This is a genomic window from Streptomyces sp. 1114.5 (assembly GCF_003635085.1).
Taxonomy (GTDB): Bacteria; Actinomycetota; Actinomycetes; order Streptomycetales; family Streptomycetaceae; genus Kitasatospora.
On the sequence record NZ_RBXE01000001.1, the window covers coordinates 2,017,494 to 2,036,939 of the forward strand.

Sequence of the window (19,446 nt, forward strand, 5' to 3'; positions counted from 1 at the left end):
CAATGGCGAAGAAGTCCCTCATCGCGAAGTCCGAGCGCAAGCCGAAGTTCGGCGTCCGGGCCTACACCCGGTGCCAGCGCTGCGGCCGTCCGCACTCGGTGTACCGCAAGTTCGGCCTGTGCCGTGTCTGCCTCCGTGAGATGGCGCACCGCGGCGAGCTGCCGGGCGTGACCAAGAGCTCCTGGTAATCCAGGCGCTTTAGGCACCCAGCGAAGCAGAGGTGCCCGATCCCACACCGGCCCGTTTTGGGCCTGCCGTACGGCTTCCCGTAAGGTAGTGGGGTCGGGCCCCCTGCCGCGGCTTCCCCATGGATGCCCGCGGTCCTTCTGGAAGGCTCGCACCCAGTCTTACTACGTCGTAGGTCCCCTGCGCTTGTGCCCCTGACGAACTCGCGAGAGTGCGGAAGGGGGACCTGGTGCGGAGAAACCACGGCGAGAGAGGCCTGAGGCCATCATGACCATGACCGACCCCATCGCAGACATGCTCACGCGTCTGCGTAACGCGAACTCGGCGTACCACGACTCCGTGGCGATGCCGGCTAGCAAGATCAAGGCGCACGTCGCCGAGATCCTGCAGCAGGAGGGGTACATCTCCTCCTACAAGGTTGAGGAGCCCGTTGAGGGCGAGGTTGGCAAGAAGCTGACCATCGAGCTGAAGTTCGGCCCCAACCGTGAGCGCTCCATCGCCGGCATCAAGCGCATCAGCAAGCCGGGTCTGCGCGTTTACGCAAAGTCCACCAACCTGCCGAAGGTGCTCGGCGGCCTGGGCGTGGCGATCATCTCCACGTCCTCGGGTCTCCTCACCGACAAGCAGGCCGCCAAGAAGGGCGTAGGCGGAGAAGTTCTCGCCTACGTCTGGTAATTCGGGAAACGGAGGTACAGCAATGTCGCGCATTGGACGGCTGCCCATCCAGGTCCCCGCTGGCGTGGACGTCACCATCGATGGCCAGGCGGTCTCGGTGAAGGGCCCGAAGGGCACCCTCACCCACGTCGTCGCCGCGCCGATCGAGATCGGTAAGGGCGAGGACGGCACGCTGCTCGTCACCCGCCCCAACGACGAGCGTCTGTCGAAGGCCCTGCACGGTCTTTCCCGCACGCTGGTGGCGAACATGATCACCGGCGTGACCGCGGGCTACCGCAAGTCGCTGGAGATCAGCGGTGTCGGCTACCGAGTTCTGGCGAAGGGCTCCGACATGGAGTTCCAGCTGGGCTACAGCCACCCGATCCTCGTCGAGGCGCCCGAGGGCATCTCCTTCGTCGTCGAGTCGGCCACCAAGTTCCACGTGGACGGCATCGACAAGCAGAAGGTCGGCGAGGTCGCCGCGAAGATCCGCAAGCTGCGCAAGCCCGACCCGTACAAGGCCAAGGGCGTCAAGTACGCGGGCGAGGTCATCCGCCGCAAGGTCGGAAAGAGTGGTAAGTAAGCGATGAGCGTCTCTGTCAAGATCGGCAAGGGCAACGCCTACAAGAGCGCCGCTCGCAAGCGCCGCGCGATCCGCGTTCGCAAGCGCGTCGTCGGCACCGAGGTGCGTCCGCGCCTCGTCGTGACGCGCTCGAACCGTCACATGGTCGCCCAGGTCATCGACGACGCCAAGGGTCACACCCTGGCGTCGGCGTCCACCCTCGACGTGTCCATCAAGGGCGCCGAGGGCGACAAGACCGAGCTGGCCAAGAAGGTCGGGAGCCTGGTCGCCGAGCGCGCCAAGGCCGCCGGCATCGAGTCGGTCGTCTTCGACCGCGCGGGCAACCGGTACGCCGGCCGCATCGCCGCCCTGGCGGACGCGGCTCGCGAGGCCGGGCTCGACTTCTAAGCCGCTCGTCGACTCTGTCGACGGACGTAAACGAGAGAGGTAATTCCAATGGCTGGACCCCAGCGCCGCGGTAGCGGCGCCGGCGGTGGCACCGGCGGTGGCGAGCGGCGCGACCGTAAGCGTGACGACCGGGGCAACGCCCCCGCCGTCGAGAAGACCGCTTACGTCGAGCGCGTCGTCGCGATCAACCGTGTCGCCAAGGTTGTCAAGGGTGGTCGTCGTTTCAGCTTCACCGCGCTGGTCGTGGTGGGCGACGGTGACGGCACCGTGGGTGTCGGTTACGGGAAGGCGAAGGAGGTTCCGGCCGCCATCGCCAAGGGTGTTGAGGAGGCCAAGAAGAACTTCTTCAAGGTTCCCCGTATCCAGGGCACCATCCCGCACCCGATCCAGGGTGAGAAGGCCGCCGGCGTCGTGCTGCTGAAGCCCGCCGCCCCCGGTACCGGTGTTATCGCCGGTGGTCCGGTGCGCGCCGTCCTGGAGTGCGCCGGCATTCACGACATCCTGTCGAAGTCGCTCGGCTCGGACAACGCGATCAACATCGTGCACGCCACCGTGGCTGCTCTGAAGGGCCTCGTGCGCCCCGAGGAGATCGCCGCCCGTCGTGGTCTGCCGCTGGAGGACGTGGCCCCCGCCGCTCTGCTGCGGGCGCGTGCTGCTGGGGTGAGCGCCTGATGGCTCGCCTGAAGATCACGCAGACCAAGTCGTACATCGGCAGCAAGCAGAACCACCGTGACACCCTGCGTTCGCTTGGTCTCAAGCGCATGCACGACGTCGTGGTGAAGGAGGACCGTCCCGAGATCCGCGGGATGGCCCACACGGTCCGTCACCTGGTGACGGTTGAGGAGGTGGACTGATCATGGGCGACAACCCGATCAAGATCCACAACCTGCGTCCCGCCCCGGGTGCCAAGACCGACAAGATCCGTGTGGGTCGTGGTGAGGGTTCCAAGGGTAAGACCGCCGGTCGTGGTACCAAGGGCACCAAGGCCCGCTACCAGGTTCCGCAGCGCTTCGAGGGTGGCCAGATGCCGCTCCACATGCGCCTGCCGAAGCTGAAGGGCTTCAAGAACCCGTTCAAGATCACGTTCCAGGTCGTCAACCTCGACAAGCTGGCCGAGCTCTACCCGCAGGGTGGCGAGGTCACGGTCGAGGACCTGGTCGCGAAGGGCGCGGTTCGCAAGAACTCCCTCGTCAAGGTGCTCGGCACCGGCGAGATCTCGGTCGCGCTGCAGGTGACGGTCGACGCCGTCTCCGGCTCCGCCGCCGAGAAGATCACCGCCGCCGGCGGTACGGTCACCGAGCTCGTCTGAGCCCGCTGATTCAGCCGTGAGCCCCGCACCTCCTTCGGGAGGTGCGGGGCTCACGCCTTTTCCCGTCCTTTTCCCGCGGCGGGGCCCTCGTTCTTTTGTGTGGCAAACCCGGGCATCCCGTACCCCGTGAGTGGGGGAGGGACGGTGCGCGCTTCTTCCGAGTGGCTGCGCACTGTTAGAGTCCGTGGAGTTCCCTTGTAGGCTGCGCGTAGGCTCGCCTGTGCCGTCTGTACGGGAGCCCGAACCGCAAACTCCCCATTCAGGACCGACCCTCCCGCCGACGACGCGCGGGAGGCGCAGGAGGCACCGTGCTCAGTGCGTTCGCGCGGGCGTTCCAGACGCCCGACCTGCGCAAGAAGCTGCTGTTCACGCTGGGCATCATGGTGCTGTTCCGCCTGGGCTCGCACATTCCGATGCCGGGCGTGAGCTTCACGGCCGTGAACGAGTGCGTGAAGGAGACCAAGAACAGTGGCCTCTTCGGGCTCGTCAACCTGTTCAGCGGCGGCGCGCTTCTCCAGCTGACGATCTTCGCCCTCGGCATCATGCCGTACATCACGGCGAGCATCATCCTCCAGCTCCTCACCGTCGTGATCCCGCGACTGGAGATGCTGAAGAAGGAGGGGCAGGCCGGCCAGGCCAAGATCACCCAGTACACCCGTTACCTGACCATCGCGCTCGCCGTGCTCCAGGGCACCGGCATCGTGGCGACGGCCTCCAGCGGTGCGCTGTTCTCCGGCTGCCCGCTGGCCAACCAGATCGTCCCGGACACCAGCGTGTTCCGGATCGCCGTCATGGTCCTCACGATGACCGCCGGCACGACGGTCATCATGTGGCTGGGTGAGCTCATCACCGACCGCGGCATCGGCAACGGCATGTCGCTGCTGATCTTCACCTCGATCGCGGCGCAGTTCCCGTCCTCGATGTGGGCGATCAAGACCTCCGGCACCATCGGCGGCGGCTGGGTCGAGTTCCTTTCCGTGGTCGCGGTCGGCGTCATCGTCGTGATGCTGGTCATCTTCGTGGAGCAGGCCCAGCGCCGGATCCCGGTCCAGTACGCGAAGCGGATGATCGGCCGCCGGGCGTTCGGCGGCACCTCGACCTACATCCCGCTCAAGGTGAACCAGGCCGGTGTCATCCCGGTCATCTTCGCTTCGTCGCTGCTGTACATCCCGGCCCTGGTGGTCCAGCTGACCAACAGCCAGGCGGGCTGGGCCACCTGGATCCGGACGAACTTCGTCAAGGGTGACCACCCGATCTACATGGCCACCTACTTCCTGCTGATCGTCTTCTTCGCCTTCTTCTACGTGGCCATCTCCTTCAACCCCGAAGAAGTTGCCGACAATATGAAGAAGTATGGTGGCTTCATCCCGGGCATCCGGGCCGGCCGCCCGACGGCCGAGTACCTGAACTACGTGCTGACCCGGATCACGTGGCCGGGTTCGCTTTACCTGGGCCTGATCGCGTTGATCCCGATGATCGCCCTGGTCGCCTTCGGACAGCAGACCAACTTCCCGTTCGGCGGCACCAGCGTCCTCATCGTCGTCGGCGTCGGACTCGAAACTGTGAAGCAGATCGAGAGCCAGCTCCAGCAGCGCAATTACGAAGGGTTCCTCCGCTGATGCGTATCGTCCTCGTCGGACCTCCCGGGGCCGGGAAGGGTACACAGGCGCACCTGCTCGCCAAGACCCTGTCCATCCCCCACATCTCCACCGGCGACCTCTTCCGTGCCAACATCGGCCAGGGCACCCCGCTGGGGCTCGAGGCCAAGGGCTACATGGACGCGGGCCGGCTGGTGCCGGACGAGGTCACCATCGGGATGGCCAAGGACCGCATGCTCCAGGAGGACGCCGCCGACGGCTTCCTGCTCGACGGCTTCCCGCGCAACCTCGGCCAGGCCGAGGCGCTGGACGTCTTCCTCGCCGAGCAGGGCATCAAGCTGGACGGCGTCCTGGACCTGGAGGTCCCCGAGGACGAGGTCGTGAAGCGGATCGCGGGCCGTCGCCTGTGCCGCAACAACGGCAGCCACGTGTTCCACGTCGCGTACAACCCGCCGAAGGTCGAGGGCGTCTGCGACGAGTGCGGCGGAGAGCTCTACCAGCGCTCGGACGACACCGAGGACGCGGTGCGCACCCGCCTGGAGGTCTACCACACGGAGACCGAGCCGATCATCGGCTACTACAAGGAGCAGGGGCTCCTGGTGACCATCCCGGCCCTCGGCAAGGTGGAAGAGGTCACCTCCCGCGCGATCGAGGCGCTGAAGCAGGACAGCTGAGTCTCTCGGCGAACGTACGACGGTACGGCCGGGTCGCCCGCCCAGCGGGTGGCCCGGCCGTTTCGGCGTCGTACGGTGGTAGGCAGTGGTAATCCGGACTTGGAAGGCGTGACCAGATGGTGGAGATCAAGACCCCCGAGCAGATCGCGAAGATGCGAGCGGCCGGGCTGGTCGTCGCCGAAGCCCTCAAGGCCTGCCGCGAGGCGGTCGCTCCGGGGGTGACCACCCAGGAGCTCAACGACGTCGCGGACAAGGTCATCACCGAGCACGGCGCCACCTCGAACTTCCGCGCCCACCACGGCGGCCTGTGGTTCCCGGGTGTGATCTGCGCCTCGGTGAACAACGAGGTCGTGCACGGCATCCCGGGCGACCGGGTGCTGCAGGAGGGCGACATCATCTCGATCGACTGCGGCGCCATCCTGGACGGCTGGCACGGCGACGCGGCGATCACCGTGGCGGTCGGCGAGGTCCGCCCCGAGGTCGAGATGCTGAGCCGGGTGACCGAGGGCTCGATGTGGGCCGGCATCGCCCAGATGAAGAAGAACAACCGCCTGGTCGACGTCTCCAAGGCGATCGAGGGCTTCATCCGGCGCCAGCCGCTGCCCCCGAAGGGCAAGTGGGGCATCACCGAGGGCTACGGCGGCCACGGCATCGGCACCGCGATGCACATGGAGCCGCACGTGCTGAACTACGTGGAGCGCGGCCGCGGCAAGGGGCCGAAGCTCGTCCCCGGCACCGTGCTGGCGATCGAGCCGATGGTCTCGCTGGGCACCCCGCACACCACCGTGCTGGAGGACGACTGGACGGTCGTCACCAACGACGGCACCTGGGCCTCGCACTGGGAGCACTCGGTGGCCGTCACCGAGCAGGGCCCGCTGGTGCTGACCGCCTTCGACGGCGGCAAGGCCGAACTGGCGAAGCTGGGCATCACCGCAGCTCCGGACCCGCTCGCGTAGTCCTGACGCCGCGTCAGAAGCCCTGGAGGTTTGGACCTCCAGGGCTTTTGTCCTATTTTTATCGGCTGGCAGTGGTCCGCAACGGCTTACGAGCGAGCAGGAGACAGCACGTGCTCAAGGGATTCCGCGACTTCATGATGCGCGGCAACGTCGTCGACATGGCGGTCGGTGTGGTGATCGGCGCCGCCTTCACCGGCGTGGTGACGGGCTTCGTGTCCGCCTTCCTCACCCCGCTCGTCGGCGTGGTGGTCGGCGCGGCCGGCGACTTCAGCTCGTACAAGGCGACGGTGGCGGGTGTCACGTTCCCGTACGGGCAGTTCCTCAACGTGCTGATCGCCTTCGTGATGACGGCCGCGGTGCTCTACTTCTGCGTCGTCCTGCCGGTGACCAAGGCCACCGCGCGGTACCTGCCCAAGAAGCCGAAGGCCCCGAAGCGCCCCTGCCCCGAGTGCCTGACCGAGATCCCGGAGGAGGCGCGCCGCTGCTCGGCCTGCACCTCGCACGTCGAGCCGCTCCGGGTCATGTCCCCGCGCTGACCCGTTCCGACCCGACCCAACCCCGGTTTTGGCGCATCCCTCGCGCTGGCGTAGGATGGACCGTCGGCTCACTCGTAGCGTGCTTCAGCACGCCCTCTTCCCTCTGTGGACGGGGTGAACCCAGGTTCGCACGAGCGTTCCGCATACGGTAGCCGGTCCCGGAAGGTGGATCTCGCAGTTCATGGCTAAGAAGCAAGGCGCCATTGAGATCGAGGGCACCGTGATCGAGTCTCTTCCGAACGCGATGTTCAAGGTCGAGCTGCAGAACGGTCACAAGGTCCTCGCGCACATCAGTGGCAAGATGCGCATGCACTACATCCGCATCCTGCCGGACGACCGGGTTGTCGTGGAGCTCAGCCCCTACGACCTCACGCGCGGCCGGATCGTCTACCGCTACAAGTAAGAACGTCAGATCTAGACCCGGAGAACCTGAAACATGAAGGTCAAGCCGAGCGTCAAGAAGATCTGCGACAAGTGCAAGGTGATCCGCCGTCACGGCCGGGTCATGGTGATCTGCGACAACCTGCGCCACAAGCAGCGCCAGGGCTGATCTCTCCCCAGCATTTCTCGTAGTACTTCGCGCGACGCGAAAACGTCATGAGCGGGCTACCCGATCCGTCCCGGACGGACTGCCGCCCCCGGTCAGAGGCCGGGGCTCCCTCACCGTGAGGTGTCGGAGTAGGTAGCACGCAAGACCTCTGAAGAAACACAGGAGCCTTGAATGGCACGCCTCGCCGGCGTTGATCTCCCCCGTGAGAAGCGGATCGAGATCGCCCTCACCTACGTGTACGGCATCGGCCGTACCCGCGCCCAGCAGACCCTCGCCGAGACCGGCGTCAACCCGGATGTCCGCGTTCGCGACATCTCCGAGGAAGACCTGGTCAAGCTGAGCCAGTACATCGACGCCAACTACACGGTCGAGGGTGACCTCCGCCGTGAGGTGGCCGCCGACATCCGCCGCAAGGTCGAGATCGGCTGCTACGAGGGTCTGCGTCACCGCCGTGGCCTGCCGGTCCGCGGCCAGCGCACCCACACCAACGCGCGTACCCGCAAGGGCCCGCGTCGCGCGATCGCCGGCAAGAAGAAGCCGGGCAAGAAGTAGTCCGTCCCGTAACCGGACATCCCTCCGGCCCGCGGGTCAGCGGACCGACCACCTCAGTAGGAGAACAGACTTATGCCCCCCAAGGGTCGTCAGGCTGCCGGCGCGAAGAAGATCCGCCGCAAGGAAAAGAAGAACGTCGCTCACGGCCACGCGCACATCAAGAGCACGTTCAACAACACCATCGTTTCGATCACCGACCCCTCGGGCAACGTGATCTCCTGGGCCTCCGCCGGCCACGTCGGCTTCAAGGGCTCGCGCAAGTCCACCCCGTTCGCCGCACAGATGGCCGCCGAGGCCGCTGCCCGTCGCGCGCAGGAGCACGGCATGCGCAAGGTCGACGTCTTCGTGAAGGGTCCGGGCTCCGGCCGCGAGACCGCGATCCGTTCGCTCCAGGCCACCGGCCTGGAGGTCGGCTCGATCCAGGACGTCACCCCCACCCCGCACAACGGCTGCCGTCCGCCGAAGCGCCGCCGCGTCTGACGCAGCGCCTTCGGGCACGCTGGGTTCTGCTTTAAACCACGTACGGGGTCCTGCGCAGTTGATTCAGTCACTGTTTGCGGGACCCCGTACGCTTGGTCCTGTCGGCATCAAATAGTGGGTGCCGAAGACAACTGGAGGAACACCCCCATGCTTATCGCTCAGCGTCCCTCGCTGACCGAAGAGGTCGTCGACGAGTTCCGCTCGCGGTTCGTGATCGAGCCGCTGGAGCCGGGCTTCGGCTACACCCTCGGCAACTCCCTGCGCCGCACGCTCCTGTCCTCGATCCCGGGTGCCGCTGTCACCAGCATCCGCATCGACGGCGTCCTGCACGAGTTCACCACCGTGCCGGGCGTCAAGGAGGACGTGACCGACCTCATCCTCAACATCAAGCAGCTGGTCGTCTCCTCGGAGCACGACGAGCCGGTCGTGATGTACCTGCGCAAGCAGGGCCCGGGTGTCGTCACCGCCGCCGACATCGCCCCGCCGGCGGGTGTCGAGGTGCACAACCCCGAGCTGGTCCTCGCCACCCTGAACGGCAAGGGCAAGCTGGAGATGGAGCTGACCGTCGAGCGCGGTCGCGGCTACGTCTCCGCCGTCCAGAACAAGGCCTCCGGCCAGGAGATCGGCCGCATCCCGGTCGACTCGATCTACAGCCCCGTGCTGAAGGTCACCTACAAGGTCGAGGCCACCCGTGTCGAGCAGCGGACCGACTTCGACAAGCTGATCGTCGACGTCGAGACCAAGCCCGCCATGCGTCCGCGCGACGCCATGGCCTCGGCCGGCAAGACCCTGGTGGAGCTGTTCGGCCTCGCCCGCGAGCTGAACATCGACGCCGAGGGCATCGACATGGGCCCGTCCCCGACGGACGCCGCCCTGGCCGCCGACCTGGCGCTGCCGATCGAGGAGCTGGAGCTCACGGTCCGCTCCTACAACTGCCTCAAGCGCGAGGGCATCCACACCGTGGGTGAGCTCGTCGCCCGCTCCGAGGCCGACCTGCTCGACATCCGCAACTTCGGTGCGAAGTCGATCGACGAGGTCAAGGCGAAGCTGGCCGGCATGGGCCTGGCCCTCAAGGACAGCCCGCCCGGGTTCGACCCGACCGCGGCCGCCGACGCCTTCGGCGCCGACGACCTGGACGACGCGGGTTACGCCGAGACCGAGCAGTACTGAGAGACTTGACCGCGGGGGCGGTTCTCCGGAACCGCCTCCGCTGTCGTGAAAGTCGTGCGGGCACAGTGCCCGTACGCCCGCTGCGGTACCTGATACGGCCGTAGTCGGAGATTCGAGGAGTAATCCATGCCGCGTCCCACCAAGGGTGCCCGCCTCGGCGGCGGCCCGCACCACGAGCCGCTGCTGCTCGCCGGTCTGTGCCGGGAGCTGTTCCAGTACGGCCGCATCACCACGACCGAGGCCAAGGCCCGTCGGATGCGCCCGCTGGCGGAGAAGCTGATCACCAAGGCGAAGAAGGGCGACATCCACAACCGTCGCCTGGTGCGCAAGACCATCACCGACGTGTCGGTGCTGCACACCCTCTTCACCGAGATCGCGCCGCGCTACGAGAACCGCCCGGGTGGCTACACCCGCATCACCAAGATCGGTCCCCGTCGTGGCGACAACGCCCCGATGGCCGTGATCGAGCTGGTCGAGGCGCTGACCGTCGCGCAGACCGCCGTCGGCGAGGCCGAGGCCGCCACCAAGCGTGCCGTCAAGGAGGCCGACGAGGCCGCTGCTGTCGAGACCAAGGCCGACGAGGCCGAGGCCGCCGAGCAGGCCTGACACCTCTAGGTGTTCCGCGGGCCCGCTCTCCCAGCGATGGGGGAGCGGGCCCGTTCCTTGTCTTCGAGGACCCCCGGGAGAAGAGAAGCAGTGGTCAACGATTGCGCCGAGCAGCCGCCGGTGAAGGACGGCCCGGCCGACGGGTACGTCCGGGTCCGGCTCGACCTCGCCTACCAGGGCGCCGAGTTCTCCGGCTGGGCCCGCCAGAAGGGCGGCCGCCGGACGGTCCAGGAGGAGATCGAGACCGCGCTGCAGGTCGTCACCCGCAGTCCGGAGCTGTTCCCGCTGACCGTGGCCGGCCGCACCGACGCCGGGGTGCACGCCCGCGGACAGGTCGCGCACGTCGACCTGCCGGCCGAGCTGTGGGAGGCGCACCGGGAGAAGCTGCTGCGCCGACTGGCCGGCCGGCTGCCCGGGGACGTCCGGATCTACCGGGTCGGCGAGGCGCCGGCCGGGTTCGACGCCCGCTTCTCGGCGATCTGGCGCCGGTACGCCTACCGGGTCGCCGACCACCCGGGCGGGGTGGACCCGCTGCTGCGCGGCCACGTGCTCTGGCACGACCGCCCGCTGGACGTCGACCGGATGAACGCCGCCGCGAAGCTGCTGCTCGGCGAGCACGACTTCGCCGCGTACTGCAAGAAGCGTGAGGGCGCCACCACCATCCGCACCCTGCTGGAGCTGCACTGGGACCGCGTCCCGGTGGACTCCTACGCCGCCCAGGAGGGCTCGCTCGCGGTCGCCACCGTCCGGGCCGACGCCTTCTGCCACAACATGGTCCGAGCGCTGGTCGGCGCGATGCTGCTGGTCGGCGACGGGCACCGGCCGGTGGAGTTCCCCGGCGAGGTGTTGGCCGGCGGAGTGCGCAACTCCGCGGTCAACGTGATCCGGCCGTACGGGCTCACGCTGGAGGAGGTCGGCTACCCGCCGGACGACCAGCTGGCCGAGCGCAACCGCCAGGCGCGGCGGATGCGCACCCTGCCGGGGCAGCCGCCCGTCGCCGGCGTGTAGGCGCCGCTCGTTCCACCGCCTGTTTCGCCGCGCATCCCGCCGCGTGTTTCCTCGCGCAGGGCGGTCGTCGGGTAATCCGTTTTGGCCGGGCGCGTCCGCTTGGGACAATCGTCCGCATGGGACACGTCGAGATTTCGCACCTTGAGTACTACCTGCCGGACGGGCGGGTGCTGTTCGACGACGCGTCCTTCCGGGTCGGCGAGGGCGCTGCCGTCGCCCTGGTCGGCGCGAACGGCGCCGGCAAGACCACCCTGCTGCGGATGATCGCGGGGGACATCCAGCCGCACGGCGGCTCGGTGACGATCAGCGGCGGTCTCGGTGTGATGCGCCAGTTCGTCGGCACCACCGGCCGCGAGGACCAGCGGGAGACGCCGGGCGCGCTGCCCGCCGACGCCTCCGTACGGGACCTGCTCGTCTCCGTCGCCCCCGCGCGGATCGCCACGGCGGCCCGCGCGGTGGACGCCGCCGAGCTGGCGATGATCGCCCAGGACGACGAGAAGACGCAGATGGCGTACGCCCAGGCGCTCTCCGACTGGGCCGACGTCGGCGGCTACGACTACGAGACCGACTGGGATGTCTGCACCATGGCGGCCCTCGGCATGCCCTTCGACAAGGCCCAGTGGCGCGGCCTGAACACGCTCTCCGGCGGCGAGCAGAAGCGGCTCGTGCTGGAGGCGCTGCTGCGCGGCCCCGAGGAGGTGCTGCTGCTGGACGAGCCGGACAACTACCTGGACGTCCCGGCGAAGCGCTGGCTGGAGGAGGCCATCAAGGCCACCTCGAAGACCGTGCTGTACATCTCGCACGACCGCGAACTGCTCTCGAAGACCGCCGACAAGATCATCTCGGTCGAGTCCGGCGCGGCCGGCAGCAGCGTCTGGGTGCACGGCGGCGGCTTCGACTCCTTCCACGAGGCCCGCAAGGACCGCTTCGCCCGCTTCGAGGAGCTGGGCCGGCGCTGGGACGAGGAGCACGCCAAGCTCAAGAAGCTGGTCGTCACGCTGCGCCAGGCCGCCTCCGTCAGCCACGCGCTCGCCACCCGCTACGCCGCCGCCCAGACCCGGCTGAAGAAGTTCGAGGAGGCCGGCCGCCCGGAGGAGCCCCCGCGCGAGCAGAACATCACCATGCGGCTCAAGGGCGGGCGCACCGGCGTGCGCTCCTTCACCCTGGAGCAGCTGGAGCTCACCGGCCTGATGCAGCCCTTCGACCTGGAGGTCTTCTACGGCGAGCGGGTCGCGGTGCTGGGCGCCAACGGCGCCGGAAAGTCGCATCTGCTGCGGCTGCTGGCCGGCGACGAGACCGTGGCGCACACCGGGAACTGGAAGCTCGGCGCCAGGGTCGTCCCCGGCCACTTCCGGCAGACCCACGCGCACCCCGAGCTGTTCGGCCGTACCGTCCGCTCGATCGTCGAGGAGGAGCACGCGCTCAGCCGCGGCGCCGCGATGGGCGCACTGCGCCGGTACGAGCTGGACCGCCAGGAGGAGCAGAAGTTCGAGTCGCTGTCCGGCGGGCAGCAGGCCCGGCTGATGATCCTCAAGCTCGAACTCTCCGGTGTGACGGCCCTGTTGCTCGACGAGCCGACCGACAACCTGGACCTGGAGAGCGCCGAGGCGCTGCAGGCCGGGCTGGAGGCCTTCGAGGGCACCGTGCTGTGCGTCACCCACGACCGCTGGTTCGCCAGGACCTTCGACCGCTTCCTGGTGTTCGGTGCCGACGGCCGGGTGTACGAGTCGGCGGAGCCGGTGTGGGACGTCACCCGGGTGGACCGCGAACGCTGAGTGACGGCCCGGGGGGTCCACGGCGATTTTTGACCCCTTCGGGCCGGGCCGGTAACCTGGACGCTTGATGTGCGTATTGGCTCGCTCTATCTCACGTGAGAGGTCGGTACGCCGGAGACATCAGGTCGACGACCAGCGGTCCCCCTTGAATTGCGTCCAAGGGTGATCAGGCTGCTCTTCCGTCCGGGTGCTCCTGTCAGGACTCACTCACTGAAAAGCGAAGGCTACGACCGTGCGTACGTACAGCCCCAAGCCCGGCGACGTCCAGCGTCAGTGGCACGTCATCGACGCGACCGACGTCGTGCTCGGCCGCCTGGCCTCCCAGGCCGCCAACCTCCTCCGGGGCAAGCACAAGGCGATCTACGCGCCGCACGTTGACACTGGTGACTTCGTCATCATCATCAACGCCGACAAGGTGCACCTGTCCGGTAACAAGAAGACCCAGAAGCTGGCCTACCGCCACTCGGGCTTCCCGGGCGGTCTGCGGTCGGTGCGCTACGACGACCTGCTGGCGAACAACCCGGAGAAGGCCGTCGAGAAGGCCATCAAGGGCATGATCCCCAAGAACAGCCTGGGCCGTCAGATGCTCTCGAAGCTGAAGGTCTACTCGGGCGACCAGCACCCGCACGCTGCCCAGCAGCCGGTGCCGTTCGAGATCACCCAGGTCGCGCAGTAATTCGGCCACCAAGCCCCCCAACACTGAAAAGAGCTGAGGAACACCGTGGCCGAGACCACTGAAACCCTTGAGGTCGACTTCGACGAGAACGTCGTCGAGGGCGAGTACACCTCCGAGGAGAGCTACACCTCCGAGTCCCTGGCCGGCCGCTTCGGCGAGGCCGTCCCCGGCGCCGGCCTCGGCCGTCGCAAGGAGGCGATCGCCCGCGTGCGCATCGTCCCCGGCACGGGCGTGTGGAAGATCAACGGTCGCACCCTTGAGGGCTACTTCCCCAACAAGGTGCACCAGCAGACCGTGAACGAGCCCTTCAAGCTCCTGGAGCTGGACGGCCGTTACGACGTCATCGCCCGCATCACCGGTGGCGGCGTCTCCGGCCAGGCCTACGCGCTGCGCCTCGGCGTGGCCCGTGCCCTGAACGAGGCCGACGTGGACAACAACCGCGGCGCGCTGAAGAAGGCCGGCTTCCTGACCCGTGACGCCCGCGCCGTCGAGCGCAAGAAGGCCGGTCTCAAGAAGGCCCGCAAGGCGCCGCAGTACAGCAAGCGCTAATCGCGTCCCCGGGGGTGCGGTCCGCCCTGGCGGCGCACCCCCTGGATGCGCGAAACCGTCGCCCCGGAGTACCCCGTGTACTCCGGGGCGACGTGTTCCCCGGCTACTGTGCGGCGGCCGGGATCATCGGTGGGTTCCGAGCAGTGGTGATGGAGGACGGGACAGTGGGACGACTCTTCGGTACGGACGGCGTACGCGGGGTGGCCAACCAGGGCCTGACGGCGGAGCTCGCGCTCGGGCTGTCGGTCGCTGCGGCGCACGTGCTCGGCGAGGCCGGCGCCTTCGACGGCCACCGGCCGGTCGCGGTGGTCGGCCGTGACCCGCGTGCCTCGGGCGAGTTCCTGGAGGCCGCCGTCATCGCCGGTCTGGCCAGCGCCGGTGTCGACGTGCTCCGGGTCGGCGTCCTGCCCACCCCCGCCGTGGCGTACCTCACCGGCGCGCTCGGCGCCGACTTCGGCGTGATGCTGTCCGCCAGCCACAACGCCATGCCGGACAACGGCATCAAGTTCCTCGCCCGCGGCGGCCACAAGCTGGACGACCGGATCGAGGACGCGATCGAGGCCCACTACCGCAAGCACACGCTCGGCGAGGAGGACTGGAACCGTCCGACCGGTGCCGCCGTCGGTCGCGTCCGCGAGTACACCGAGGGCTTCGACAAGTACGTCGCCCACCTGATCGGCGTGCTGCCCAACCGCCTGGACGGCGTCAAGGTCGTCATCGACGGCGCCCACGGCGCGGCCGCCTACGTCGCCCCCGAGGCCTTCGCCCGGGCCGGCGCCGAGGTCGTCCACACCCTGGGGGCCGAGCCCACCGGCCTCAACATCAACGACGGCGTCGGCTCCACCCACCTGGACCGGCTGCGCACCGCGATGAAGGAGCACAAGGCCGACTTCGGCATCGCCCTGGACGGCGACGCCGACCGCTGCCTGGCCGCCGACGCCGACGGCAACGAGGTGGACGGCGACCAGATCATCGCCATCCTCGCGGTCGCCATGAAGGAGGCCGGCACCCTGCGCGGCAACACCGCGGTGGCCACCGTGATGTCCAACCTCGGCTTCAAGCTGGCGATGGAGCGCGAGGGGATCGACCTGGTCGAGACCGCCGTCGGTGACCGCTACGTGCTGGAAGCCATGAAGGAGCACGGCTTCGCGCTGGGCGGCGAGCAGTCCGGCCACGTCATCCTGCTGGACCACGCCACCACCGGCGACGGCACCCTGACCGGCCTGATGCTGGGCGCCCGGCTGGCCGCCACCAAGCAGGCGCTCGCCGACCTCGCCGCCGTGATGTCCCGGCTGCCGCAGGTGCTGATCAACGTCAAGGGCGTCGACAAGAGCCGGGTGAGGACCAGCACCGAGCTGGCCGCCGCGGTCGCCGGCGCCGAGGCCGAGCTGGGCTCCACCGGCCGGGTGCTGCTGCGCCCGTCGGGCACCGAGCCGCTGGTCCGGGTGATGGTCGAGGCCGCCGACGCGGCCCAGGCCGAGGCGGTCGCGCAGCGGCTGGCCGAGGCCGTGCGCACCCACCTGGGCTGAGCCGGTCCGTGCACCTGGGCTGAGCCCGTACGTGCCGAAGGCCCCCGCCGGAACCTTGAGTTCGGGCGGGGGCCTTCGGTGTGCCTCAGAGCTTGCGCAGCAGCGCCCGGCGGACCTTGTGGTCCGCGCCCTTCTGCAGGATCAGGGTGGCCCGGCCGCGGGTCGGCAGGACGTTCTCCAGCAGGTTGGGCTTGTTGATGGTGCGCCAGACCTGCCGGCCGTACTCCATCGCCTCCTCCTCGGGCACCTCGGTGAAGCGGCGGAAGTAGGAGTTCGGGTCCTGGAAGGCGGTCTGCCGCAGCTTGCGGAAGCGGTCCAGGTACCAGTGCTCGATGTCGTCGGTCCGGGCGTCGACGTAGATCGAGAAGTCGAAGTAGTCGGCGACGGCGAGGCGGGTGCGGCCGTCGGTGCCGGGCAGGGCCGGCTGGAGCACGTTCAGGCCCTCGACGATCAGGATGTCCGGGCGCTCCACGGTCAGCCGCTCGTCCTGCACGATGTCGTACACCAGGTGCGAGTAGACCGGCGCGCTGACCCGCTCCTTGCCCGCCTTCACGTCCGCGACGAAACGCATCAGCGCCCGGCGGTCGTACGACTCGGGGAACCCCTTGCGGGCCATCAGGCCGCGGCGGCGCAGCTCCGCGTTGGGGAGCAGGAAGCCGTCGGTGGTGACCAGTTCCACCCGGGGGTGCTCGGGCCAGCGGGCGAGCAGGGCCTGCAGGAGCCGGGCGGTGGTGGACTTGCCGACGGCCACGGAGCCGGCCACGCCGATGATGAACGGGGTGCGGGTGCGCTCGGTGTCCGGGGTGTCCAGGAAGGTGCCGAGCGTGCCGCGCAGTTCGTGGGTGGCGTGGATGTAGAGGTTCAGCAGTCGCGACAGCGGTAGGTAGACGTCGCGGACCTCGTCCAGGTCGAGGGCGGTGCCGAGGCCGCGCAGGCGCTCCACCTCCTCCGCGGTCAGCGGCAGCGGCGTACGCTCGCGCAGCGCGCTCCATTCGGCCCGGCTGAGGTCCACGTAGGGGGACGGGGACGGGCCGGGCGCGGTGGCGCCCCGCGTACAGAGTTCGGTCAGCACATGCTCCATTGTGAGCCGTCGCGGCGTTCACGGTGGTTGTGGTGTCGGTCACGCAGCGTTCGCGCAGAGCGGGAAAAGGGCCACAGAACCGCCCTTATGCTGGCACGCATGTGCGGAATTGTTGGATACGTGGGCGCGCAGTCCGCCCTCGACGTAGTAATTGCAGGCCTGCAGCGCCTGGAGTACCGGGGTTACGACTCGGCCGGTGTCGCGGTGCAGGTCCAGGACTCCGACGGGCAGTGGAGCCTGTCCACCGACAAGCGGGCCGGGAAGCTCGCCAACCTCCAGAAGTCGCTCGCCGAGACCCCTCTGCCCGGCGGCACCACCGGCATCGGCCACACCCGCTGGGCCACCCACGGCGGCCCGACGGACGCCAACGCCCACCCCCACCTGGACGACGAGCAGCGGGTCGCGGTGGTGCACAACGGCATCATCGAGAACTTCGCCCAGCTGCGCGCCGAGATCGCCGAGCGCGGCCACACCCTGCGGTCCGAGACCGACACCGAGGTCGTCGCCCACCTGCTGGGCGAGGCCTACCAGGGCGACCTCGCCGAGGCGATGCGGGTGGTCTGCCGTCAGCTGGAGGGTGCCTTCACCCTGGTGGCCGTGCACGCCGACGCGCCGGACGTCGTCGTCGGTGCCCGCCGCAACTCTCCGCTGGTCGTCGGCCGCGGCGAGGGCGAGAACTTCCTCGCCTCGGACGTCGCCGCCTTCATCGCGCACACCCGCGAGGCGATCGAGCTGGGCCAGGACCAGGTCGTGGAGCTGCGCCGCGAGGGCGTGACCGTCACCAACTTCGACGGCACCGCGGCCGACGTGCGCGAGTACCACGTCGACTGGGACGCCTCCGCCGCCGAGAAGGGCGGCTACGACTACTTCATGCTCAAGGAGATCGCCGAGCAGCCGAAGGCCGTCGCCGACACCCTGCTCGGCCGGATCGGCACCGACGGCCGGCTCACCCTGGACGAGCTGCGGATCTCCGACGCCGACCTGCGCTCCGTCGACAAGGTCGTCATCGTCGCCTGCGGCACCGCCTTCCACGCCGGCATGATCGCCAAGTACGCGATCGAGCACTGGACCCGCATCCCCTGCGAGGTCGAGGTCGCCTCCGAGTTCCGCTACCGCGACCCGATCATGGGCCCGGGCACCCTGGTCATCGCCATCTCGCAGTCCGGCGAGACCATGGACACCCTGATGGCCCTGCGGCACGCCCGCGAGCAGGGCGCCAAGGTGCTGGCGATCTGCAACACCAACGGCTCCACCATCCCGCGCGAGTCGGACGCCGTGCTGTACACGCACGCCGGTCCCGAGGTCGCGGTCGCGTCCACCAAGGCGTTCCTGACCCAGCTGGTCGCCTGCTACCTGGTCGCCCTCTACCTGGGCCAGGTGCGCGGCACCAAGTGGGGCGACGAGATCTTCACGATCATCAAGGAGCTCGGCGACGCGCCGAAGCAGGTCGAGCAGGTCCTGGAGACCATGGAGCCGGTGCGCGAGCTGGCCCGCTCGCTGGCCGACGCCCGCTCGGTGCTCTTCCTCGGCCGCCACGTCGGCTTCCCGGTGGCCCTGGAGGGTGCGCTCAAGCTCAAGGAGCTGGCGTACATGCACGCCGAGGGCTTCGCGGCGGGCGAGCTCAAGCACGGCCCGATCGCGCTGATCGAGGAGGGGCTGCCGGTCGTGGTGGTCGTGCCCTCGCCGCGCGGGCGGTCGATCCTGCACGACAAGATCGTCTCCAACATCCAGGAGATCCGGGCCCGCGGTGCCCGCACGATCGTGATCGCCGAGGAGGGCGACGAGGCCGTCGTCCCGTACGCGGACCACCTGATCCGCATCCCGGTCACCCCGACCCTGCTCCAGCCGCTGGTCTCCACCGTCCCGCTGCAGGTCTTCGCCTGCGAGCTGGCCACGGCCAAGGGCCACGAGGTCGACCAGCCGCGCAACCTGGCGAAGTCGGTCACCGTCGAGTAGCGGCTCCTACGGCGCCCCTGCGGTGGCTGTGCCCTACCGCAGGGGCGCCGTGTCGAGCGTGAAGGAGAAGGGGGCAGGCAGGTCGATCGTCTTGCCGAACTCGACCTTGGTCTGGGTGATGTAGTCCTCGCCGTCGGGTTCGGTGAACAGGGTGACCATGCCGTCGCTGCGGTCGATCAGCAGGTAGCAGGGGATTCCTGCGGCGGCGTAGCCCTTGCGCTTGGGCTCGCGGTCCTTGTGCGGGTTGATCGACGTGACCTCGAAGACGAGTAGGACGCCTCCCGCGGGGGCCCAGGAATCCAGATGGTCGAAGTGGTCGGCCGGGACGACCGTGCCATCAGGGATGAACCGTCCCTTGGGAGTGATCAGGCCCTTGACACCGGCGATGTCCAGATCGATCGCGGCGTTTCGGAAGAACTGCTTGGCGAGCTTCGAGACCGCACCCTCGTGGTGGCCGTCCGGTGGCGGTGTCACGACGATCTCCCCTTCGATGAACTCGGCCTTGCTTCCCAGCGGGGTGTCCAGCTCCAGGAACGTCTGGAGGAGACCGTCCTCGCCCAGCGGGTGCTCGACTGCCGGCATGGCGACCATGGCCCTTCTCCCTCCTGTGGGTCCGTGCCGAGCCACACGG

The 19,446-nt window shown here is 68.7% G+C and carries 25 protein-coding genes; 23 read left to right on the forward strand and 2 right to left on the reverse strand.

The window, feature by feature from the left end; translation table 11 throughout:
* Positions 1-2: 2 nt before the first annotated feature.
* The 22 genes from BX285_RS08850 to glmM all read left to right on the forward strand — a co-directional run bounded on the left by BX285_RS08850 (position 3) and on the right by glmM (position 15,778).
* Positions 3-188, forward strand: a complete 186-nt coding sequence (locus tag BX285_RS08850; protein ID WP_030055830.1) for a type Z 30S ribosomal protein S14 — start codon at positions 3-5, stop codon at positions 186-188.
* Positions 189-453: 265 nt separating this feature from the next.
* On the forward strand, positions 454-861 hold the full coding sequence (rpsH, locus tag BX285_RS08860; protein WP_030055831.1) for a 30S ribosomal protein S8: 408 nt from the start codon (positions 454-456) through the stop codon (positions 859-861).
* Positions 862-883: 22 nt separating this feature from the next.
* The gene (rplF, locus tag BX285_RS08865; protein WP_097237490.1) at positions 884-1,423 is read left to right on the forward strand and encodes a 50S ribosomal protein L6; all 540 of its coding nucleotides are present in this window, start codon (positions 884-886) and stop codon (positions 1,421-1,423) included.
* Between the two features lie 3 nt (positions 1,424-1,426).
* The gene (gene rplR, locus BX285_RS08870; protein ID WP_030280785.1) at positions 1,427-1,810 is read left to right on the forward strand and encodes a 50S ribosomal protein L18; all 384 of its coding nucleotides are present in this window, start codon (positions 1,427-1,429) and stop codon (positions 1,808-1,810) included.
* A 48-nt stretch (positions 1,811-1,858) separates the two neighbouring features.
* Positions 1,859-2,482, forward strand: a complete 624-nt coding sequence (gene rpsE / locus BX285_RS08875; RefSeq protein WP_030055834.1) for a 30S ribosomal protein S5 — start codon at positions 1,859-1,861, stop codon at positions 2,480-2,482.
* Complete coding sequence (rpmD, locus tag BX285_RS08880) at positions 2,482-2,664, forward strand: 50S ribosomal protein L30 (protein ID WP_030055835.1); 183 nt, start codon at positions 2,482-2,484, stop codon at positions 2,662-2,664. Before rpsE ends, rpmD begins: the two co-directional genes overlap by 1 nt.
* A gap of 2 nt (positions 2,665-2,666) precedes the next feature.
* A complete protein-coding gene (gene rplO / locus BX285_RS08885; RefSeq protein WP_255752515.1) occupies positions 2,667-3,119 on the forward strand; it encodes a 50S ribosomal protein L15 in 453 nt (150 codons plus the stop codon).
* A 308-nt stretch (positions 3,120-3,427) separates the two neighbouring features.
* A complete protein-coding gene (gene secY, locus BX285_RS08890) occupies positions 3,428-4,738 on the forward strand; it encodes a preprotein translocase subunit SecY (protein ID WP_030055837.1) in 1,311 nt (436 codons plus the stop codon).
* Positions 4,738-5,391: an adenylate kinase gene (locus BX285_RS08895; RefSeq protein ID WP_097237492.1), complete on the forward strand. Its 654-nt coding sequence runs from the start codon at positions 4,738-4,740 to the stop codon at positions 5,389-5,391. The genes secY and BX285_RS08895 overlap by 1 nt, the downstream gene beginning before the upstream one ends.
* A gap of 116 nt (positions 5,392-5,507) precedes the next feature.
* Complete coding sequence (map, locus tag BX285_RS08900; protein WP_097237493.1) at positions 5,508-6,347, forward strand: type I methionyl aminopeptidase; 840 nt, start codon at positions 5,508-5,510, stop codon at positions 6,345-6,347.
* 110 nt (positions 6,348-6,457) lie between these two features.
* Positions 6,458-6,883, forward strand: a complete 426-nt coding sequence (mscL, locus tag BX285_RS08905) for a large conductance mechanosensitive channel protein MscL (protein WP_097237494.1) — start codon at positions 6,458-6,460, stop codon at positions 6,881-6,883.
* A 181-nt stretch (positions 6,884-7,064) separates the two neighbouring features.
* Entirely contained in the window at positions 7,065-7,286 is a 222-nt protein-coding gene (infA, locus tag BX285_RS08910) for a translation initiation factor IF-1 (RefSeq protein WP_003956442.1), read from the forward strand.
* A gap of 33 nt (positions 7,287-7,319) precedes the next feature.
* Complete coding sequence (gene rpmJ, locus BX285_RS08915; RefSeq protein ID WP_003956441.1) at positions 7,320-7,433, forward strand: 50S ribosomal protein L36; 114 nt, start codon at positions 7,320-7,322, stop codon at positions 7,431-7,433.
* Positions 7,434-7,604: 171 nt separating this feature from the next.
* Positions 7,605-7,985, forward strand: a complete 381-nt coding sequence (gene rpsM / locus BX285_RS08920; RefSeq protein WP_097237495.1) for a 30S ribosomal protein S13 — start codon at positions 7,605-7,607, stop codon at positions 7,983-7,985.
* A 72-nt stretch (positions 7,986-8,057) separates the two neighbouring features.
* Complete coding sequence (rpsK, locus tag BX285_RS08925; RefSeq protein ID WP_014136257.1) at positions 8,058-8,465, forward strand: 30S ribosomal protein S11; 408 nt, start codon at positions 8,058-8,060, stop codon at positions 8,463-8,465.
* Positions 8,466-8,612: 147 nt separating this feature from the next.
* Positions 8,613-9,635 carry a DNA-directed RNA polymerase subunit alpha gene (locus BX285_RS08930; protein ID WP_030055844.1) on the forward strand — a complete coding sequence of 341 codons (1,023 nt, stop codon included), beginning with the start codon at positions 8,613-8,615 and terminating at the stop codon, positions 9,633-9,635.
* 126 nt (positions 9,636-9,761) lie between these two features.
* Positions 9,762-10,241, forward strand: coding sequence for a 50S ribosomal protein L17 (gene rplQ, locus BX285_RS08935; protein WP_097237496.1), 480 nt, complete (start codon positions 9,762-9,764; stop codon positions 10,239-10,241).
* Between the two features lie 90 nt (positions 10,242-10,331).
* Positions 10,332-11,249 carry a tRNA pseudouridine(38-40) synthase TruA gene (truA, locus tag BX285_RS08940; RefSeq protein WP_257032626.1) on the forward strand — a complete coding sequence of 306 codons (918 nt, stop codon included), beginning with the start codon at positions 10,332-10,334 and terminating at the stop codon, positions 11,247-11,249.
* 116 nt (positions 11,250-11,365) lie between these two features.
* Entirely contained in the window at positions 11,366-13,024 is a 1,659-nt protein-coding gene (locus tag BX285_RS08945) for an ABC-F family ATP-binding cassette domain-containing protein (RefSeq protein ID WP_121174847.1), read from the forward strand.
* A 232-nt stretch (positions 13,025-13,256) separates the two neighbouring features.
* On the forward strand, positions 13,257-13,700 hold the full coding sequence (gene rplM, locus BX285_RS08950; protein ID WP_030055846.1) for a 50S ribosomal protein L13: 444 nt from the start codon (positions 13,257-13,259) through the stop codon (positions 13,698-13,700).
* A 45-nt stretch (positions 13,701-13,745) separates the two neighbouring features.
* A complete protein-coding gene (gene rpsI, locus BX285_RS08955) occupies positions 13,746-14,249 on the forward strand; it encodes a 30S ribosomal protein S9 (RefSeq protein ID WP_097237499.1) in 504 nt (167 codons plus the stop codon).
* Positions 14,250-14,413: 164 nt separating this feature from the next.
* Positions 14,414-15,778, forward strand: a complete 1,365-nt coding sequence (gene glmM, locus BX285_RS08960; protein WP_121174848.1) for a phosphoglucosamine mutase — start codon at positions 14,414-14,416, stop codon at positions 15,776-15,778.
* An 85-nt stretch (positions 15,779-15,863) separates the two neighbouring features.
* Here glmM and coaA read toward each other — a convergent pair whose 3' ends face one another.
* Complete coding sequence (gene coaA / locus BX285_RS08965; RefSeq protein WP_097237501.1) at positions 15,864-16,859, reverse strand: type I pantothenate kinase; 996 nt, start codon at positions 16,857-16,859, stop codon at positions 15,864-15,866.
* 99 nt (positions 16,860-16,958) lie between these two features.
* Here coaA and glmS point away from each other — a divergent pair, with 99 nt between their 5' ends.
* Positions 16,959-18,815 carry a glutamine--fructose-6-phosphate transaminase (isomerizing) gene (gene glmS, locus BX285_RS08970; RefSeq protein ID WP_097240181.1) on the forward strand — a complete coding sequence of 619 codons (1,857 nt, stop codon included), beginning with the start codon at positions 16,959-16,961 and terminating at the stop codon, positions 18,813-18,815.
* A gap of 33 nt (positions 18,816-18,848) precedes the next feature.
* Here the strand turns inward: glmS and BX285_RS08975 are convergent, their stop codons facing one another.
* Positions 18,849-19,406, reverse strand: a complete 558-nt coding sequence (locus BX285_RS08975) for a Uma2 family endonuclease (protein WP_306458873.1) — start codon at positions 19,404-19,406, stop codon at positions 18,849-18,851.
* Positions 19,407-19,446 lie beyond the last annotated feature (40 nt).

What these genes read in the sequence shown, in the direction of transcription:
- BX285_RS08850 (WP_030055830.1), top strand. Translation starts at nt 3, where the DNA reads ATGGCGAAGAAGTCCCTCATCGCGAAGTCCGAGCGCAAGCCGAAGTTC.
- rpsH (WP_030055831.1), top strand. Translation starts at nt 454, where the DNA reads ATGACCATGACCGACCCCATCGCAGACATGCTCACGCGTCTGCGTAAC.
- rplF (WP_097237490.1), top strand. Translation starts at nt 884, where the DNA reads ATGTCGCGCATTGGACGGCTGCCCATCCAGGTCCCCGCTGGCGTGGAC.
- rplR (WP_030280785.1), top strand. Translation starts at nt 1,427, where the DNA reads ATGAGCGTCTCTGTCAAGATCGGCAAGGGCAACGCCTACAAGAGCGCC.
- rpsE (WP_030055834.1), top strand. Translation starts at nt 1,859, where the DNA reads ATGGCTGGACCCCAGCGCCGCGGTAGCGGCGCCGGCGGTGGCACCGGC.
- rpmD (WP_030055835.1), top strand. Translation starts at nt 2,482, where the DNA reads ATGGCTCGCCTGAAGATCACGCAGACCAAGTCGTACATCGGCAGCAAG.
- rplO (WP_255752515.1), top strand. Translation starts at nt 2,667, where the DNA reads ATGGGCGACAACCCGATCAAGATCCACAACCTGCGTCCCGCCCCGGGT.
- BX285_RS08895 (WP_097237492.1), top strand. Translation starts at nt 4,738, where the DNA reads ATGCGTATCGTCCTCGTCGGACCTCCCGGGGCCGGGAAGGGTACACAG.
- map (WP_097237493.1), top strand. Translation starts at nt 5,508, where the DNA reads ATGGTGGAGATCAAGACCCCCGAGCAGATCGCGAAGATGCGAGCGGCC.
- infA (WP_003956442.1), top strand. Translation starts at nt 7,065, where the DNA reads ATGGCTAAGAAGCAAGGCGCCATTGAGATCGAGGGCACCGTGATCGAG.
- rpmJ (WP_003956441.1), top strand. Translation starts at nt 7,320, where the DNA reads ATGAAGGTCAAGCCGAGCGTCAAGAAGATCTGCGACAAGTGCAAGGTG.
- rpsM (WP_097237495.1), top strand. Translation starts at nt 7,605, where the DNA reads ATGGCACGCCTCGCCGGCGTTGATCTCCCCCGTGAGAAGCGGATCGAG.
- rpsK (WP_014136257.1), top strand. Translation starts at nt 8,058, where the DNA reads ATGCCCCCCAAGGGTCGTCAGGCTGCCGGCGCGAAGAAGATCCGCCGC.
- BX285_RS08930 (WP_030055844.1), top strand. Translation starts at nt 8,613, where the DNA reads ATGCTTATCGCTCAGCGTCCCTCGCTGACCGAAGAGGTCGTCGACGAG.
- rplQ (WP_097237496.1), top strand. Translation starts at nt 9,762, where the DNA reads ATGCCGCGTCCCACCAAGGGTGCCCGCCTCGGCGGCGGCCCGCACCAC.
- BX285_RS08945 (WP_121174847.1), top strand. Translation starts at nt 11,366, where the DNA reads ATGGGACACGTCGAGATTTCGCACCTTGAGTACTACCTGCCGGACGGG.
- coaA (WP_097237501.1), bottom strand. Translation starts at nt 16,859, where the DNA reads ATGGAGCATGTGCTGACCGAACTCTGTACGCGGGGCGCCACCGCGCCC.
- glmS (WP_097240181.1), top strand. Translation starts at nt 16,959, where the DNA reads ATGTGCGGAATTGTTGGATACGTGGGCGCGCAGTCCGCCCTCGACGTA.
- BX285_RS08975 (WP_306458873.1), bottom strand. Translation starts at nt 19,406, where the DNA reads ATGGTCGCCATGCCGGCAGTCGAGCACCCGCTGGGCGAGGACGGTCTC.